This is a genomic window from Streptomyces aidingensis, from assembly GCF_900112355.1.
In the GTDB taxonomy this organism is placed as follows: domain Bacteria; phylum Actinomycetota; class Actinomycetes; order Streptomycetales; family Streptomycetaceae; genus Streptomyces; species Streptomyces aidingensis.
Genome location: NZ_FOLM01000016.1, coordinates 63,619 through 79,627 on the forward strand (window position 1 = coordinate 63,619; position 16,009 = coordinate 79,627).

The following is a 16,009-nucleotide window of genomic DNA, read 5'->3' on the forward strand; positions in this document are numbered from 1 at the left end:
GCCCGCTAAGTTACTTCACTGATATAAGAAAGCCCTCTATAGTCCTGCCCGCGGTTGCGCCGGAACGCCGGATGCCGCGCCCGCGACGCACCCGATAGGGTGAGTCGGTAAGCGCTTTCTACCGTTCTGCGATGCCATCCCGAAGGAGCCGCCGCGTGGCGACGCGCGAGGGACCACTCGATCACCGCTACCGGGGCGAACACCCCGTCCGCACCCTGGTCTATCTCTTCCGGGCGGACCGCCGGCGGCTGGCCGCCGCGGTCCTGGTGTTCACCGTGAAGCACAGCCCGATCTGGCTGCTGCCGCTGATCACCGCCGCCATCATCGACACCGTCGTCCAGCAGCTTCCGGTCTCCCGGCTCTGGGGCAGCGCCGGGGTGCTGCTGTTCATCCTGCTGATCAACTACCCGCTGCACCTGCTCTACGTCCGCCTGCTCTACGGCTCGGTGCGCCGGATGGGCACCGCGGTGCGCTCCGCGCTGTGCACCCGGATGCAGCAGCTCTCCATCGGCTACCACTCCCGGGTCAGCGCCGGGGTGCTCCAGACCAAGGTGGTGCGCGATGTGGAGACCGTCGAGCAGATGGTGCAGCAGACCGCCGAGACCGGGCTGGGCGCGGTCACCGTGCTCATCGGCGGCCTGGTCATCATCGGGGTCCGCACCCCGGAGTTCCTGCCGGTCTTCCTGGTGGTGGTGCCGGCCGCGGCGCTGCTGGTGATGCGGCTGCGCAGCCGGCTGCGCAGCCACAACGAGGACTTCCGCCAGGAGGTGGAGCTGCTCTCCGCCCGGGTCACCGAGATGACCCGGCTGATCACCGTCACCCGGGCGCACGGCCTGGAGCGGGACGCGCTGAACCGGATGGACCGCACCCTGCGCCGGGTGCTCGGTTCCGGTCTGCGGCTTGATCTGCTCAACGGCAGTTTCGCCTCCCTGGCCTGGGTCTTCCTCAATGTGCTGGGCATCGCCTTTCTCACCGGTTCGGCGCTGATCTCCTACTACGGGGTCTGGGGCATCACCCCGGGCGATGTGGTGATGCTGAGCGCCTTCCTCACCACGCTGACCACCTCCACCACCACGCTGATGGGCCTGGCCCCGGTGATCAGCAAGGGGCTGGAGTCGGTGCGCTCGGCGGGCGAGGTGCTCCAGGCGCCGGAGCTGGAGGAGAACGCCGGCAAGACCGAGGTCACCGAGGTGCGCGGCGGCTTCGAGTTCCGGGGCGTGGGCCATGTCTACGACGACGGGGGCGACGGCGGGCAGGGCCGGGCCGCGGTGCGCGACTTCACCCTGACGGTGCAGCCGGGTGAGACCGTCGCCCTGGTCGGCGCCTCCGGGGCCGGCAAGTCCACCGTGCTCAATCTGGTGATCGGTTTCATCCGTCCCACCTCCGGCCGGCTGCTGCTGGACGGCCAGGACATGAGCACCCTGGATCTGCGCAGCTACCGGCGCTTTCTGTCGGTGGTGCCGCAGGAGTCCATCCTCTTCGAGGGAACCGTCCGGGAGAACGTCGCCTACGGCATGGCCGAGGCCGGCGACGACGCGGTGCGCCGGGCGCTGCACGACGCCAACGCGCTGGAGTTCGTGGACCGGCTCCCCGACGGGCTGGACACCGTGGTGGGCGACCGGGGCTCCCGGCTGTCCGGCGGCCAGCGCCAGCGGCTGGTCATCGCCCGGGCGCTGATCCGCGACCCCCGGGTGCTGATCCTGGACGAGGCCACCTCCGCGCTGGACACCCGCTCCGAGGCCCTGGTCCAGCAGGCCCTGGCCCGCCTGGTGGCGGGCCGCACCACCTTTGTGGTGGCCCACCGGCTCTCCACCGTCCGGGGCGCGGACCGGATCGTGGTGATGCGGGACGGCGCCATAGCCGAGATCGGGACCCATGACGAACTCCTGGCCCGTGGCGGCGCCTACACCGCGCTGCACGACGGGCGGCCGGCCTGACCGGGGGACGCGGGCCTTTCCCTCGCTGCTCCCGGGGCCGGCGCACTGCGGGCACCGTCCGCGAACTCGGGGCGGTTTTCCGGGAGTTCGCCCCCGGCTCCTTGACGGGAGCATGGTGAGTTCCTAGAGTGTGGGCGCTCTGATCGGAATATTTCCGAAATATTTCGGAGACGGCTCGGGCGGCTCGGTCCCGGCGCACCGCACCGCGGCAGTGGAGGCCCGGGGCCGGCGCCCGGACAAGCCCGCCCGGCACAGCTGACCGAACGCCCCATCGGTCAGCAAGGGGCCGGCCGGAACCTCCCATCGGTTCCGGCCGGCCCCGCCCGTTCAGCTCCCGCCGGCCGGCCGGCCCAGCAGACCGTCCTCCCGCGCCCGGTCGGCCAGGTCCAGTTTGGTGTAGGTGGGGCGGCCGGCCTCCCGGTACTTGCGCTTGATCCGCTCCAGATAGGTGCGGGCGGTGGCCGGGCGTATCCCGGTGCAGCGGGCCGCCGCGTCCAGGGTCAGCCCGGAGGCATAGGCCAGCAGCAGCCGCTGTTCCTGCCCGGACAGCCCCGGCCGCGGTGTCCCCCCGGCCCGCCGCTCCCCGTCCGGCCCGTCCGGCGCGTCCGGCGTCCCGGACGGCCCGGGTTCCGGCTCCCGCCCCGGCAGCTCCGGCCGTCCGGTGACGATCCGGCGCACCGCGCGGGCGAGTTCATTGAGATCCCGGTCCCTGGTGAGATGGGCCACGGCCCCGGCCGCGCGCACCGCCGGAAGCTGGGCGGCGGCCCCGGCCGCCCCCACCACCAGCACCCGGGCCCCGGTGGCGGCGATCCGGCGCACATTGTCCGCCGGGTCCGAACGGTCCGCCAGCTCCAGCCCGAGCAGCACCACATCGGCCCTGCGGCGGCGGCGCAGCAGCTCGTCGACGGTGGCCGCCGCCGCCCGCAGCCGCAGATCCGGCGTGCGGGCCAGCCAGGCCGCCAGTCCGGAGAGGAGCATCCGGTCGTCCTCGACGGCGGCCAGCGATATCACCCGCGCCACCCCGATCCCGGCTCCGCGGCCCGTTCCGCCGGGCGGCCGTCGGATCTGCGGGGCCGGGGCGCCGAGGGGTGAACGGGGAGAGAGGGCGGGGGGTTCCACTGCGTCGCGGCGGTGCTGCGGACGCCCGCGGAAACAGTCATCGGGCTCTCTCCTCCTCATCGATGCCGTCGTGCCGGTCCGCGCCGGAGCCGCCCCGCCGACGCCCCCGCGCGTCGGGACCAACGCCCGCCGGCGCAGCGCCTCATGCGCCACCCGGACCACCCCAGGAGCATGCCATGGGCAAGCGCAAAGCGGGGGACACGGTGTCCGGTTCTTCACCAACGGTGACGGATTTCCCCTGCTCCGGGTGCGCCTATCGCCGCCAGGTCACGTTGTCAAGAGGGATGTTCATCCGTCTTGGTATCCAAGCGGTGACCGGCCAGGCTGCCACCGGTCCCCTGCCTCCGGGCCGGACCGCCGACCGCCGCCGCGCCGCCGGGAAGACCGGCTCTGCACCCCCGCGGCCCCGCGGAACACGCCCCGGTCGGTGGCCGGGGTCCCCCCGGCCCGCCCCCGGCCGGAACCGGACCCTTCATCCCGCAGGAGCCGCCTCGATGTCACAGAGCCCGTCCCCGGCTTTTCCGCAGGACCCCCCGCCCGAAGCGCTGTCCGCGCCCACGGACCGCTTCCTCGCCGGCATCGCCGAACTGGCCCGCACCCGGTTCGACTGCCAGACCTATCCCCTTCAGCAGCTTCCGGCCGACGACTGGGCCCGGCTGGTCCGGGCCGGGGTGCTGCTGCCCGCCCTGCCCAAGGAGTTCGGCGGCCGGGACAGCCACGCGGAGATGTGCCGCGTGGTGGAGATCCTTGCCGAGTGGAACCTGCCCATCGCCATGTATACCAAGATCATCACGGCGGTGGCGCTGCGGCCGATCGCGCTGCGGGCCGACGAACGGGCCCGCCGTGAGGTGCTGCCGCAGTTCGCCGGGCAGTCCCCGATGATCTGCGGCTTCGCCGCCACCGAACCCGGCTGCGGGTCCGGCATGTCCGCCATGACCACCGTTTTCACCGAGACCGCGGACGGCTATCACCTGCGTGGCCGCAAGCACTGGCAGGGCTTCAGCGGCACCGCCCACTGGTGGCTGGTGGCCGCCCGCAGCGCGGATGACGGGCCGCGTCGCTACGGCTACTTCATCCTCCGCCGTGACGAGGGTTTCCGTACCGTCCGGCGCTACGACGCGCTGGGCATGAAGGCGCTGGACTACGGCCTGAACGAGATCGACGCGGTCATCCCCCGGCACCGCAGGATCGATGCCGAGGAAGGCAACCTCAGCGCCATGGTGGAGATGCTGATGCCGCCGCGCGCCATGATGTCCGCCCTGGCCGCCGGCTTTCTGCGGCGGATCAGCCGGGAGGCGCACGCCTATGCCGAGCGCCGCCGGATCGGGCCGGCCCCGCAGTCCGCGATCCGCTTCGTCCGCTACCGGCTCAAGTCCATCGAGACCTCGGCGCTGATCTGCGAGGCGCTCAGCCACCACCTGCGCACCGAGATGGACCTGAAGGCGGACATGACGGAGTTCTTCCCGGCCGCACTGGCGATGAAGACCGTCGCCACCGAGCGGATGGTCGGCTCCGCCCACCACTACCAGCAACTGGTGGGCGGCGAGGGCTACCGCACCGGCTCCGGGACCAACATCGCGGGGCAGGCGTTTCTGGACACCCGGGTGTTCACCATCTTCGACGGCACCAACGACCTGCTCAGCCAGCAGCTCGCCGAGTACTGCCTGGCCCGCTGCGACGGCCGTCCGCTCAGCGGCTATCTGGCCGCCCACCCGGACTTCGCCGCCGCCGTGGCCGCGCACCGGCTGGACCTGCGGTTCCTGGACGGGACGCTGCGCCAGGAGCATCTGGTGCTGGCCGGCCGGGCGATCGCGTATCTGTTCGCCATCGCCCGGGTGATGCGCTGGGCGGCCGAGGAGCCGGCGGGTTCCCGGCCCGGCCGGGCCCGGCCGGCGATCGCATTCCTGAAGTCGGACATCGACGGGGTGCGGCGCGAGTTCGAGCTGCTGGCCGCCGGCGTCCTGGACGATCCGCCCGACGGCGGTCCGGCCGGACCGGAGGCGGACACCGGGGAGGCGGTCCCGCTGCTCTCCCGCTCGATACCCCGCCCGGCGGTCCCCGCCCACTGACCCGTCCCGCCCACCGGCCGTCCGGCGCGGCGGGCCGGCCCCGGCTCAGCCGCTGTCCGCTTCCAGATCCGCGGCGGCGATCTGCAGTGCGGTGAGCACCGCGCCCGGGTCGCCGTCCGGTGCCACCGCGCCGGGCAGCAGCTCCCGCAGCTTCTCGCGCAGCGGCAGCCAGCTCCCCTTGCTGACCGGCTGGAGCTCCGCCGACGGCATCTGGCGCACGAACTCCCACAGATGCCGGTCCGCCGGATTGGCCAGCACCGCCTGGCTGCCGGACTCGGTGGGCGGGACCGCGCCGTGCTTGGCGCTCAGCAGCTCCACATTGTCCGCCCGGTACACGAACGCCAGGAAGTCGCCGATGGCCTCGCCGTGGCCGCTCCCGCGGAAGGCCAGCAGCCAGTCGGCGTGCCCGGTCGGCACCGCGGCCTCCCCGTCCCGGCCGGGGAAGGCGGCGTGCGCGTACGGCACCGTGGACTCGTCCATGGCGGCCAGCACGGCGGGATGGGCCAGTACCATGCCCGCCCGGCCGGCCAGGAAGGCCCCGTACGCCTCGCCGCGGTCCAGCCGCCACCGGGGCCCGGCCAGCCCGGGCGCCACGATGTTGTCCCGCAGCCACTCCAGCGCCTCGGTGTTGGCCCGCTGGTCCAGCACGTAGTTGTCGGTGATGTTGGTGTAGCCGCCCCCGCCGGCCAGCAGCCAGACCATGGCCTCCTCGTGCACCGAGTCGGCGCCGAACTGGAGCGCGTACGGCACCGGCACCCCGGCCGCGGCCAGGGCCTCGGCGGCCTCCCGCAGTTCCCGCCAGCTCTCCGGCGGACCGTCGAGTCCGGCCCGGGCGAACAGCCCGGTGTTGTAGAACAGCCGCGGGGTGCTGCTGACGAACGGCATGCCGTACTGCTCGTAGTGCAGCTCACCGGCGTGGGCCAGGGAGAGGATGAAGTCGGACTGCACCGGCAGCGGCAGGATCTCCTTGGTCCGGTACAGCAGGCCGTCCGCCGCATAGGACTCGAACGAGGCGGCCTGGGCGATGTCCGGGGCCTTTCCCGCCGCCACCCGTTCGGCCAGCACCGTGTCGAGCCGTTCCCACGGCACCAGCTCCACCTCGATCTCGACACCGGGGTGCTCGACGGCGAAACGGGTGGTCAGCTCCTCCCAGAGCGCCGAGATCGGAAGTGCGGTGCGCCGGCCGTAGTCGGCCGCCAGCAGCGTCAGGGTGAGGTCCCCGTCGCCTCTGGTGCCGGTGCAGGCGGCTCCGGCCAGCAGGGCCGCCGCCACGGCCGCCACGGCGGTGCGCAACCACCGGCCGCCCCTGCCTCGTCGGTGTCCGCTCCGCCCGGCGTCCGTCACGGCATTCCCCCTCCGGCCGCGTCCCCCGCTGGGCCGTGCCTTCCCGTGCGGCCGGTCCGGTAGTCCTGCGGCAAGCGCTTTCCGGAGGCGTTCACAAGGCCGTTCGAAGCACTGCCGCAGCGGGTGTGACCTGGGAGGATCAGGGGGTCGCAAGCGCCGCGCCGGACCGCGCGCCGCAGCGGCCCGGCGGCCGGCCGCGCGGGCTCACCGGACCCGGCGGTCCGGGGCGACGGGCCCGGTCAGCGCGCGGCCGGCCCGCCCCCGTCCGCCGCCGCCGGAACCTGCCGGCCGGCCGTGCGGCCGCCGGACGCCGTCACTTCTTGCCGCCGGGCGGCGGCGCCTCGCTGGGCTGCACCAGCACAAAGCCCTCGCCCTGGAGCATGAGCTGCATGACCTCGCCGGAGCCGCCGGTCACCATGGAGCGCACGCTCTGGCTGCGGTGCAGCGAGGTGTGCAGGGCACTGGACCAGCCGACGACCGCGTCGGTGTCCACATACACCGGCTCCTGGGAGGTGACCGGGATGATGACGGGGTTGCCGTCACAGACCAGTCCGATCCGGCCCTGCCCGGCGAACTGGCAGTTGAACAGACCGCCGCCGGCCATTCCGGCGCCCTTGACCATCTTGATGTCGTAGTTCAGGGTCGGGTCGAAGCACAGCACATTGCGGCCGTTGACGGTCAGCGCGTCCTGCGGCTCCAGTTCGATGACGAAGCAGCTCTGGGCGAGGTGGGCGAACCACACCTCACCGACGCCGCGCACCGCCATCAGCGACAGTCCCTCGCCGGTGACCGCGCGTTTGAACATGTTGCCCAGTCCCTGGTGCTTCACCTCGAACTGGAGATTGCCGCGGTAGGCCACCATGGCGCCCTGCCGGGCATAGCACTCGCCGTTGACCGCGTACTTGATCGCGTGTGAGTGCTGGAGCGTCATGCCCGGCGCGGTCGGTACCTGGGCCTGGAATTCCGACTTGGAGAAAAGATCACTTCTCATGGGCAGATCATAGGCTCGCAAGGGTGAACTGTTCCCCGGAACGCCCCACGCCGGAACCCGTGCGCCCTTAAACTCCGGCGGGTGGATCTTCTGGACGCCGGGCGCATCGTCGCCGGACTGGTGCTGCTCATCGTCGGCGGCGAGCTGCTGGTGCGGGGGGCCTCCGCGCTTGCCCGCCGGGCCGGCATATCCGCACTCGTGGTCGGGCTGACGGTGGTCTCGGTGGCCACCTCCTCGCCGGAGCTGGCGGTGACCCTGGGCGCCGTGCTGCGTGACGAGCCCGGGCTGGCGGTGGGCAACGCGGTCGGCAGCAATATCGCCAACATCCTGCTCATTCTGGGCGTCTGCGCCGTGGTGACCCCGCTGCTGGTGCGGCGGCGGCTGGTGCGGCTGGACCTGCCGCTGATGGCGGCGCTGTCCGCGGCGCTGCTGCTGATGGCGCTGGACGGCCGGATCGGTGCCTGGGACGGGATCGTCCTGCTGGCCGCGATGGCCGGCTATCTGGCGCTCACCGTGGTGACCGGCCGCCGGGAGGCGGCGGCCGGGGCGGCGGGTGATTCGCCGGCCGCCGGAGCCGGCGCCCCCGCCGATGATCCGCCCCTGCCGGTGCCCAGGTCGCTGCTGCTGGTGGCCGGCGGGGTGGGACTGCTGGTTCTCGGCGCGAACCTGCTGGTGGAGGGCGCGGTCAACGCGGCCACCGCGGCGGGGGTCAGCAGCCTGGTGGTCGGCCTGACCGTGGTCGCCGTCGGCACCTCGCTGCCCGAACTCGCGGTCTCGGTCATCGCGGTGCGGCGCGGCGAGCGCGATCTGGCGGTGGGCAATGTGGTCGGCAGCAATATCGCCAACATCGGGCTGATCCTGGGCCTGCCCGCGGTGCTCTCCGGGGACGGCCTGCCGGTGCCGGACGCGGCGGCGGCCCTGGACATCCCGCTGATGCTGGCCGCGGCGGTGGCGCTGCTGCCGATCGCCTTCACCGGCTTCTCCGTCGCCCGCTGGGAAGGCGCCCTCTTCCTCGGGCTGTACACCGCCTACACGGCCTATGTGGTCCTGGCCGCCACCGAGCACGACGCGCTGGACGGCTTCACCGCGGCGATGGCCTGGTTCGTGCTGCCGCTGGTCGCCATGACCCTGATCGCCGTGACCGCCTACGAGTTCGGCCGCCGCGCGGGCCGGCCCGGCCCGGACCCCGGGGAACCCTAGCCCCCGGGCCCGGGCCCGGGCGCGGGCGCGGTCAGGGATCCAGGCGCTGGAGCAGGCCCCAGGTGAATTCGGCGACATGGCGGCCGGGGTTCCCGTGCCGGTCGGGCGCGGTGAAGAGGAGCCGGAACCGGGTGGGCGCCGAGCCCTCCCCGGGCTCGGCGGGCGGAAAGGCCCGGGCCACCTCCTCCACGGTGCAGCTCCACGGCCGCAGATCGGCCAGGGTGCGCGGCTCCGGCCCCCGGGAACCCATGGCTCGCACCAGCCACTCGTTCCACACCGCTCCGCCCGGTCCGGTCAGCACCTCGAACCGCAGATCCGGCCAGAGCGGCACCGGCCAGCGCAGCACCCGGCAGTCGAGGTCGCCGATCCGGCGGCGGCCGGTCTCCGCGGGCGGGCCGAGCAGCGCCCGGTAGCGGGCGAGCGGCCCGCGCGCCCCGGGGGAGCGGACCATGGCCTGCCACCGGCGGTTGGCCTCCCGCATCTCGGCGCGCCCGGTGCCCAGTTCGCGCAGCGCGTCCTCGACCAGACCGGGCTGGTGGTCGGCCATCCGCCGCAGCAGCACGAGCTGGAAGCGGAGCGGGCCGGGCAGTGCGGCGGGGCGGCCGGTGCGGGGGTCGGGCACGGTGGGCTCTTCGGGGCGAGGGGCGGTCGGTCGGACCCGGGTCAGCGGCGCGGGGCGTCCCCGGGGTGGTCGCCGAGCCACTTGGCCGCGATCTCGGAGAGCTCGGCGTCCCGGCCGGCCAGCATCATCGCGATCATCTGCGCGTCGCCGCGCAGCGACCAGGCCGGGTGGCCGAACGTCGCCGGGTTGTTGCCCTCGATCAGGAAGTGCGCCGGCCAGGCGGTGCCGTAGCCGATCAGCGGCAGCCCCGCCAGCAGCCGGGGCCGTCGCCGTACCGCCCCGTAGACCGAGACCGCCAGCCCGGTGAGGGTGCCGGCCAGATGCGCCCAGCGGGTGGCGGGTCTGGAGTGCATGGCCACGTAGTACGGCCAGAACTCCTCATACGACGCAAAGCGGTGAGCGGGCATGACCGCACGCTACCCACCGGCCGGCGCCCTTGTCACCACGGCTGCCGCCCGGCGGCCGGCCGGGCGGCGGGGCCGTAGGCTCGGCCCATGGCGAAGTATTTCGATGTGCATCCGGACAACCCGCAGCGCCGCACCATCGGCCAGGCCGTGCAGATCGTCCGGGACGGCGGGCTGATCGTGTACCCGACGGATTCCTGTTTCGCGCTCGGCTGCCGGCTGGGCAACAGCGCGGGCCTGGACCGGATCCGCGCCATCCGCCGGCTGGACGACCGGCACCACTTCACCCTGGTCTGCCGGGACCTGGCGCAGCTCGGCCAGTTCGCCCAGCTCGACAACGCGGTCTTCCGCACGGTGCGCGCCGCCACCCCCGGCCGCTTCACCTTCATCCTGCCCGCCACCAGGGAGGCGCCGCGCAAGCTGCTGCATCCCAGGCGGCGCACCGTCGGGGTGCGGATCCCCGGCCATGCGGTCGCCCAGGCGCTGGTCGAGGAGCTCGGCGAGCCGCTGATCTCCAGCACCCTGCTGCTGCCCGGCCAGGAGGAGCCGCTGACCCAGGGCTGGGAGATCAAGGAGCAGCTCGACCATGTGGTGGACGCGGTGCTGGACTCCGGCGACTGCGGCACCGAGCCCACCACCGTGGTCGACTTCTCCGCCGCCGAGCCGGAGATCGTGCGCCACGGCGCCGGCGACATCTCCCGCTTCACCTGACGGGGCCCGACGGCTGCGGCCGGCCGGCGCCGCCGGTCCGGGCCGCCGCGCCCCCGCCGCCTCATGCGCCGGGGCGCCGGCCGATGAACAGGGTGCGTCCGGGCCGCTCACCGCCGTCGGCGGTCTCCTGTGCGGAGGAGACCGTGAAGCCCGCCCCGGCCAGCAGCCGGCGCCAGTCGGCGGCCGGGAACAGCCCGGTCACATGGGCCTCGTGCGCCGTCCAGACCCGTCCGTCGGCCTCCCGCACGGTGAAGGTGTAGTCGGTCCGCACGGTGCTGCCGCCCGGCTCCGGGGGCCGGCTCCACTCCAGATAGCGGGCACCGCTGCCGTCCGGCGCGTCGCTGCCGCCGCAGTCGGTGCCGGGCCGGTAGGTCTCGGCCAGGTGGTCCGGGAAGAAGACGGCCACCCCGCCCGGGCGGCAGTGCGCGTGCGCGGTGCGGAAGGCGGCGGCCAGTTCCTCCGTGGTGGTCATGTAGTCGATGGCGTCGTGCACGAACACCCCGTCGAAGTCCCGGCCCAGCCGGAGGTCCCGCATGTCGCCGCGGAGGTGCTCCACCCCGGGGTTGAGCTTCCGGGAGACCGCCAGCATCTCCTCGGAGAGGTCCACCAGCGTCAGTTGGTAGCGGTCGCGCAGATGGAAGGCGGTGTGGCCGCCGCCGCTGCCCAGCTCCAGCACCTGCCGCACCGGCCGCCCGGCCAGGCCGAACAGCCGGGCGACGGTCTCGGCGTCCTCCTGGTAGACCTCGACCGGGGAGATCAGCGGCCACCAGGGGGCGAGGTCGCCGTACAGGCGGGCGGCCGGCGGGCCGTCCGGGGCCGGTGTCGTCATGGCGCTCCGCATCTCCGGCCGCCGGGCGGGCCGCCCCCGGAACACCGCCGGCGGCACCCCGGCGTTCCGCAGGGGATGGTATCCCGCGCCGCCGCACCCTTGACGGACGGGCGCCGGGCCGGTGGGATGGGGAGAGTCGGTGAGCAAGCGCTTGGTCAATGAGGAGGACGGCATGGCGGTGGATCCGCGCGGGGCGGACTTGAAGCGGTATCTGGACGAGGATCCGGGCGGGCCGGTGGTGATGCTCAATCTGCTGCGCTTCGCCGAGGACGGCCGGGAGTCCTACCGCCGGTACGCCGAGGCGCTGGCCGAGACCTTTCTGCCCCGCTACGGCGGCCAGGTGCTCTACGCCGGGCAGGGCTCCACCCCGCTGGTCGCCGAGGAGGGGCAGAGCTGGGACGCGGTGCTGCTGGTCCGCTACCCCAGCCGCGAGGCGTTCTCCCGGATGGTCGCCGACCCCGAGTACCAGCAGGTCACCCGGCTGCGGACGGCGGCGCTGACCGAGGCCGTGCTCCAGGCCACCCACCGCTGGTCCCCGGTGGCCGGCTGACCGCCGGGCACCCGGCCCGCCGGGCTCAGCGGCCGGGCAGCGCGGTGCGGACCACGGCCACCCCCAGCGGCGGAAGGGTGAGCGCGCCGGCGGCCTCGTCACCGGTGATCAGATCGACACCGGCGGCCGGCAGTTCCACCCGGGCCGGCCCGGTCTCGGAGTGATTGAGCAGAAAGAGATAGCGGGCGTCCGCGCCCTCGCGGACGGTGGCCTCCACCTGCGCGGGCGCGCCCGCCAGCAGCGGCCGCACCCCCGCCTCGGCCACCGCCCCGAGCAGCACCCGGCCCAGCGTGGCAGCGTCCGGCCGGGTGCCGAGGTAGTGCACCCGGCCGGCGCCGACGTCGTTGCGCAGGATCGCGGCGCGGCCCGCCAGCAGGCCGGTGCGGTAGGTGGCCACCGTCTCCGCGGTCTCCGGGTGGATGCTGTCCTGCCACCAGTCGGCGCGGCCGGTGGTGCCGTCCGGGAACGCGAGTTCGAAGGTCTCGCCCTCCCGGGCCGGCCAGAACTCGTCGATCCAGGCGCCGATCAGTTCCCGGAACGCCCCCGGATAGGCGGGCTGCCGCACCTGGTTGGCGGCGTCCGCCACCCCGGAGAAGAACGAGCAGACCAGGGTCCCGCCGTCCCGCACGAAGCGGGTCAGCCCGGCCGTGAAGCGGTCGTCCACCAGATAGGCGCTGGGCACCACGACCACCCGGTAGCGGTCCAGGGCGGAGCCGTAGCCCACCACGTCCACCGCGTGCTGCGCCTGGAGCAGCGGCCGGTAGTGGCCGGTGACGATCGCCGGGTAGTCGAAGTCGTTGCGCGGCAGCCCGTGGGTCTCGGTCAGCCCCCACCAGGCGTCCCAGTCGAAGAGCACCGCGATCCGGGCCGCCGGGCCGGTGCTGCCGACCGCCTCGGCGATCCGGGGCAGCTCCCTGCCCAGCGCCTCGATCTCCCGCCAGGTGCGGGAGGCGGTGCCGGAGTGCGGCAGCATCGCCGAGTGGAAGCGCTCGTGACCGCCCCGCCCGGCCCGCCACTGGAAGTAGAGCACGCTGTCCGCGCCGTGCGCGATCGCCTGGTAGGAACCCAGCCGCATCAGGCCGGGCCGCTTGACGTTGTTGACCTTCCACTGCGAGACGGCGCTCGCCGCCTGCTCCATCAGCACCCATGGCTCGTCGCGCAGCGAGCGCATGAGATCGAAGTTGAGCGCCGCCGCCACCCGGGAGTCCGGCTGCCCGGGGTCGGGGTAGATGTCCAGCGCCACCGCGTCCTGCTCGCGAGCCCAGCGCCAGTAGTCGGCGTGCTTGTAGAAGCGCATGTAGTTGGTGAGCACCGGGATGTCGTCCCGGAAGGAGCGGACGATGTCCCGCTCCCGCACGAAGCACTCCAGGAGCGCGTCGGAGACAAAGCGTTTGTAGTCCAGCCGGCGGGTGGGATTGGACCAGGACCGGGGGATCTCCGGCGGATTGACCTGCTCCCAGTCGGTGTACACCTGTGACCAGAAGCGGGTGTACCAGGCGTCGTTGAGCGCCTCCAGGGTGCCGTAGCGGCGGCGCAGCCACTCGCGGAAGGCGACCGCGCTGCCCGGGGTGTAGGGCGTGGGCCCGTACTCGTTGCCGATGTGCCACATGGCCAGCGCCGGATGGTGCGCATACCGCTCGGCCAGCGCCCGGGTGATCCGGGCGGCGTGCTCGCGGTAGCGGGGGGGAGGTGGGGTCGAAGTGCAGGCGGTTGCCGAAGCCGAAGGTCTCCCCGTCCTCCATCACCGGGTGCACCTCGGGATGGCCGTGGCTGAGCCAGACCGGCGGGGCCGCCGTCGGGGTGGCCAGATCGACGGCGATCCCGCCCGCGTGCAGCAGCTCCATCACCTCGTCCAGCCAGCCGAAGGTGAAGCGGCCGGGCTCGGGTTCCAGCGACGCCCAGGCGAAGACGCCCAGGGTCACCAGATTGACCCCCGCGCGTTTCATCAGGGCGATGTCCTCGTCCCACACCGGCCGGTCCCACTGCTCGGGGTTGTAGTCCCCGCCGAAGGCGAAGCCGCCCAGCCGGGCCCGGAATCCGTCCATGCGCCTGTTCACGGTCACCTCGGTCACACCGGTGCTCCTTACCCGCCCCGCGGACCGGCAGTCCTGTCGGCGGCAGAAAGCGGTTACCGGATGCCCTCCCGCATCCCATGACCGGGAGAAACCCCAGGTGGGAGCCGCACTCTCATCCCGGTATCCCGCATTTCCGGCCGGCCGTTGCGTGGGCCGGGCCGGCCGTGGGACACCTTTCCCGGCCCCGGTCGCCGCCGGATGACCGGGCCGGACGGAGCCGACTGACGAGGGGTGAGCATGTTGCAGGTCTCGCTGCTGGGGCCGTTGGAGATCACGGTCGGGGGGCGTCCGGTGCCCGTCACCGCGCGGCGGGCGATGCGGTTCCTGGCGGCCCTGGCGCTGGCCGGCGGCCGGCCGGTCGCCATCCCCGGGCTGGTCGAGTCCGTATGGGCGGACCGGCCGCCGGCCACCGCCGAGGCCCAGCTCCAGACCGTGGTGTGGCGGCTGCGCGCCGCCCTCGCCGAGGCCGGCCTGCCGGCCGGCACCATCGCCCGCCGGTCCGCCGGTTATCTGCTGCCGCGGGAAGCGTTCCGCACCGATCTGGCCCGCTTCCGCACGGATGTGGAGACCGCGCGGGCCGAGCTGGGCCGGGGCCGCACCGACGAGGCGGCCGGCATCCTGCGGTCCGCGCTGGACCGCTGGCGCGGCCCGGCGCTGCTCGGCATCGGCGGCGGGGCGACGCTGGCCGCGGCGGTGGAGCGGATGGAGGAGGAGCGGCAGCGCGCCCATGAGCAGTGCGTCCGGCTGGACGTGCTGCGCGGCAGGCACCACGCGGTCAGCGTGGAACTGCGCGAACTGGTCGCCCTCCACCCGCTGCGCGAGTCCCTGGTGTGCACGCTGGCGCTGGCGCTGTACCGGTCGGGGCGGCAGACGGACGCGCTCGGCGTGCTGCGGCGGACCCGGGACCGGCTGCGCGACAGGCTGGGGATGGACCCCGGCCGGGAACTGGTGCGGGTGGAGCAGGCGATCCTCCGGCAGTCCCTCGCCTTCTCCGCGGCCGAGAACCGGCTGGAACTCCGCCAGATCGAGCGCGCGCTGGAGGGCTGAGCCGATGGCCGTCGCGCCCCCGTGCCGCCGCCCGGCGGCTAGCATCGTGGCCGCAAGGGCTGGGATGTGCGGGAGGACGGCTGCGGATGGGCCACGGCCGGGATGCGGAACTGGCCCGCGAGCTGCGTGCCCTGAAGGAGAGCTCGGGGCTCAGCTTCGAGGCCCTCGCCACCCGGGCCGGCATCAGCCGCTCCGCGCTCCACCGGTACTGCACCGGGGCCACCGTGCCCGGTGAGTTCGCGCCCGTGGAGCGCTTCGCCAGGGCCTGCGGTGCCGGGCGGGAACGTCTGCTGGCCCTGCACGCCCTGTGGGCGCGGGCGACCGGGGAACCCCCGGCGGCGCCCGCGCCGGAGGCTCCCCGGCCGTCCGCGCCGCCCGCCGCGCCGGACCCGCCCGGAGCGGGCCGCGGCCGGCGCACGGCGCGGAACCGGCTCCGCCTGGCCGCCGCCGTCGCCGCGGTCCTGCTGCCGGCCGCGGCGGCGCTGCTGGTGTCCTCCTCCGCCGCCCCCGAGGAGCGGGAGCCGCCCGGACTGCTGCTCACCGACGCCTGTGCGGGCCCCGTGGGGCTCGGCCAGCAGGGCGAGTGCGTACGGGAGGTCCAGCGGCTGCTGGACGCGGCCGGCGCGGCCGGCACCGAGAGCCATGGGCGTTATGTGCCCAACACGATGCGCCGGGTGCTGGCCTTCCAGGTGCTGGCCGGTCTGCGGCCGAACGGCGTCGTGGACGGGGACACCAAGCGGGCCCTGTACCGGGGCGGCGTCAGCCTGGCCGCCTGGGACAAGGAGCGGGTCGCGGAGCACATCCGGGAGGTCTTCGCCGACACCCCGGACCCGGAGGAGGCCGTGCGCCTCGCCGACTGCCGGTCGCTGCTCGATCCGCTGTATGTGCTGTCGGGGCTGCGGATTCCGCGCAGTTGGGGGGTGTTCCAGCTCAGCGAGCCGCTGATCGGGGAACTCGGCGGTACGCTGCGGGACGCGCTCGATCCGGCCTGGAACATCGAGGCGGCGCACCGGCTCTGGTCCCGGAACGGCGACTTCGGGGAGCTTTCGGACTGTCTGGTGTCAATTCCGTGACGTGGTGCGTAGTGGTGCACATGACACGGTAGAGTCTC

General features: G+C 73.8%; 14 protein-coding genes and 1 pseudogene. 7 read left to right on the forward strand and 8 right to left on the reverse strand.

Annotated elements, in window-relative coordinates:
- Nucleotides 1-131 precede the first annotated feature (131 nt).
- Nucleotides 132-1,937 (forward strand): ABC transporter ATP-binding protein, encoded by a 1,806-nt coding sequence (locus BM242_RS23475; protein WP_093840911.1) that lies wholly within the window; start codon nt 132-134, stop codon nt 1,935-1,937.
- Nucleotides 1,938-2,264: 327 nt separating this feature from the next.
- On the opposite strand, the gene BM242_RS23480 is transcribed toward BM242_RS23475, so the two are convergent.
- Entirely contained in the window at nt 2,265-2,957 is a 693-nt protein-coding gene (locus BM242_RS23480) for a DNA-binding response regulator (RefSeq protein ID WP_217652577.1), read from the reverse strand.
- Between the two features lie 593 nt (nt 2,958-3,550).
- On the opposite strand from BM242_RS23480, the gene BM242_RS23485 reads away from it, so the two are divergent.
- Nucleotides 3,551-5,125 carry an acyl-CoA dehydrogenase family protein gene (locus tag BM242_RS23485; RefSeq protein WP_175541546.1) on the forward strand — a complete coding sequence of 525 codons (1,575 nt, stop codon included), beginning with the start codon at nt 3,551-3,553 and terminating at the stop codon, nt 5,123-5,125.
- A gap of 45 nt (nt 5,126-5,170) precedes the next feature.
- Here BM242_RS23485 and BM242_RS23490 read toward each other — a convergent pair whose 3' ends face one another.
- Nucleotides 5,171-6,418, reverse strand: coding sequence for an extracellular solute-binding protein (locus BM242_RS23490; RefSeq protein ID WP_175541547.1), 1,248 nt, complete (start codon nt 6,416-6,418; stop codon nt 5,171-5,173).
- Nucleotides 6,419-6,782: 364 nt separating this feature from the next.
- Nucleotides 6,783-7,460: an AIM24 family protein gene (locus BM242_RS23495; RefSeq protein ID WP_093840914.1), complete on the reverse strand. Its 678-nt coding sequence runs from the start codon at nt 7,458-7,460 to the stop codon at nt 6,783-6,785.
- Between the two features lie 81 nt (nt 7,461-7,541).
- Here BM242_RS23495 and BM242_RS23500 point away from each other — a divergent pair, with 81 nt between their 5' ends.
- Nucleotides 7,542-8,660, forward strand: a complete 1,119-nt coding sequence (locus BM242_RS23500) for a calcium/sodium antiporter (RefSeq protein ID WP_093840915.1) — start codon at nt 7,542-7,544, stop codon at nt 8,658-8,660.
- A 31-nt stretch (nt 8,661-8,691) separates the two neighbouring features.
- Here the strand turns inward: BM242_RS23500 and BM242_RS23505 are convergent, their stop codons facing one another.
- Nucleotides 8,692-9,207: a hypothetical protein gene (locus BM242_RS23505; RefSeq protein ID WP_245834447.1), complete on the reverse strand. Its 516-nt coding sequence runs from the start codon at nt 9,205-9,207 to the stop codon at nt 8,692-8,694.
- Nucleotides 9,208-9,323: 116 nt separating this feature from the next.
- Nucleotides 9,324-9,689, reverse strand: coding sequence for an Mpo1-like protein (locus BM242_RS23510; protein ID WP_093840917.1), 366 nt, complete (start codon nt 9,687-9,689; stop codon nt 9,324-9,326).
- Between the two features lie 87 nt (nt 9,690-9,776).
- Here BM242_RS23510 and BM242_RS23515 point away from each other — a divergent pair, with 87 nt between their 5' ends.
- Nucleotides 9,777-10,397 (forward strand): L-threonylcarbamoyladenylate synthase, encoded by a 621-nt coding sequence (locus BM242_RS23515; protein WP_093840918.1) that lies wholly within the window; start codon nt 9,777-9,779, stop codon nt 10,395-10,397.
- A gap of 61 nt (nt 10,398-10,458) precedes the next feature.
- On the opposite strand, the gene BM242_RS23520 is transcribed toward BM242_RS23515, so the two are convergent.
- On the reverse strand, nt 10,459-11,226 hold the full coding sequence (locus tag BM242_RS23520; RefSeq protein ID WP_175541548.1) for a class I SAM-dependent methyltransferase: 768 nt from the start codon (nt 11,224-11,226) through the stop codon (nt 10,459-10,461).
- Between the two features lie 139 nt (nt 11,227-11,365).
- Here BM242_RS23520 and BM242_RS23525 point away from each other — a divergent pair, with 139 nt between their 5' ends.
- Complete coding sequence (locus BM242_RS23525) at nt 11,366-11,776, forward strand: DUF1330 domain-containing protein (RefSeq protein ID WP_245834441.1); 411 nt, start codon at nt 11,366-11,368, stop codon at nt 11,774-11,776.
- 25 nt (nt 11,777-11,801) lie between these two features.
- On the opposite strand, the gene BM242_RS23530 is transcribed toward BM242_RS23525, so the two are convergent.
- Nucleotides 11,802-13,433 (reverse strand): beta-galactosidase, encoded by a 1,632-nt coding sequence (locus BM242_RS23530; protein ID WP_245834449.1) that lies wholly within the window; start codon nt 13,431-13,433, stop codon nt 11,802-11,804.
- Between the two features lie 85 nt (nt 13,434-13,518).
- Nucleotides 13,519-13,821 (reverse strand): annotated as a pseudogene (locus BM242_RS30530) (beta-galactosidase); the annotation flags it as partial.
- A gap of 267 nt (nt 13,822-14,088) precedes the next feature.
- Here BM242_RS30530 and BM242_RS23535 point away from each other — a divergent pair.
- Entirely contained in the window at nt 14,089-14,898 is an 810-nt protein-coding gene (locus BM242_RS23535) for an AfsR/SARP family transcriptional regulator (protein ID WP_093840921.1), read from the forward strand.
- Between the two features lie 86 nt (nt 14,899-14,984).
- Nucleotides 14,985-15,971, forward strand: a complete 987-nt coding sequence (locus BM242_RS29625; RefSeq protein ID WP_175541549.1) for a helix-turn-helix domain-containing protein — start codon at nt 14,985-14,987, stop codon at nt 15,969-15,971.
- The last annotated feature ends 38 nt before the right edge of the window (nt 15,972-16,009 follow it).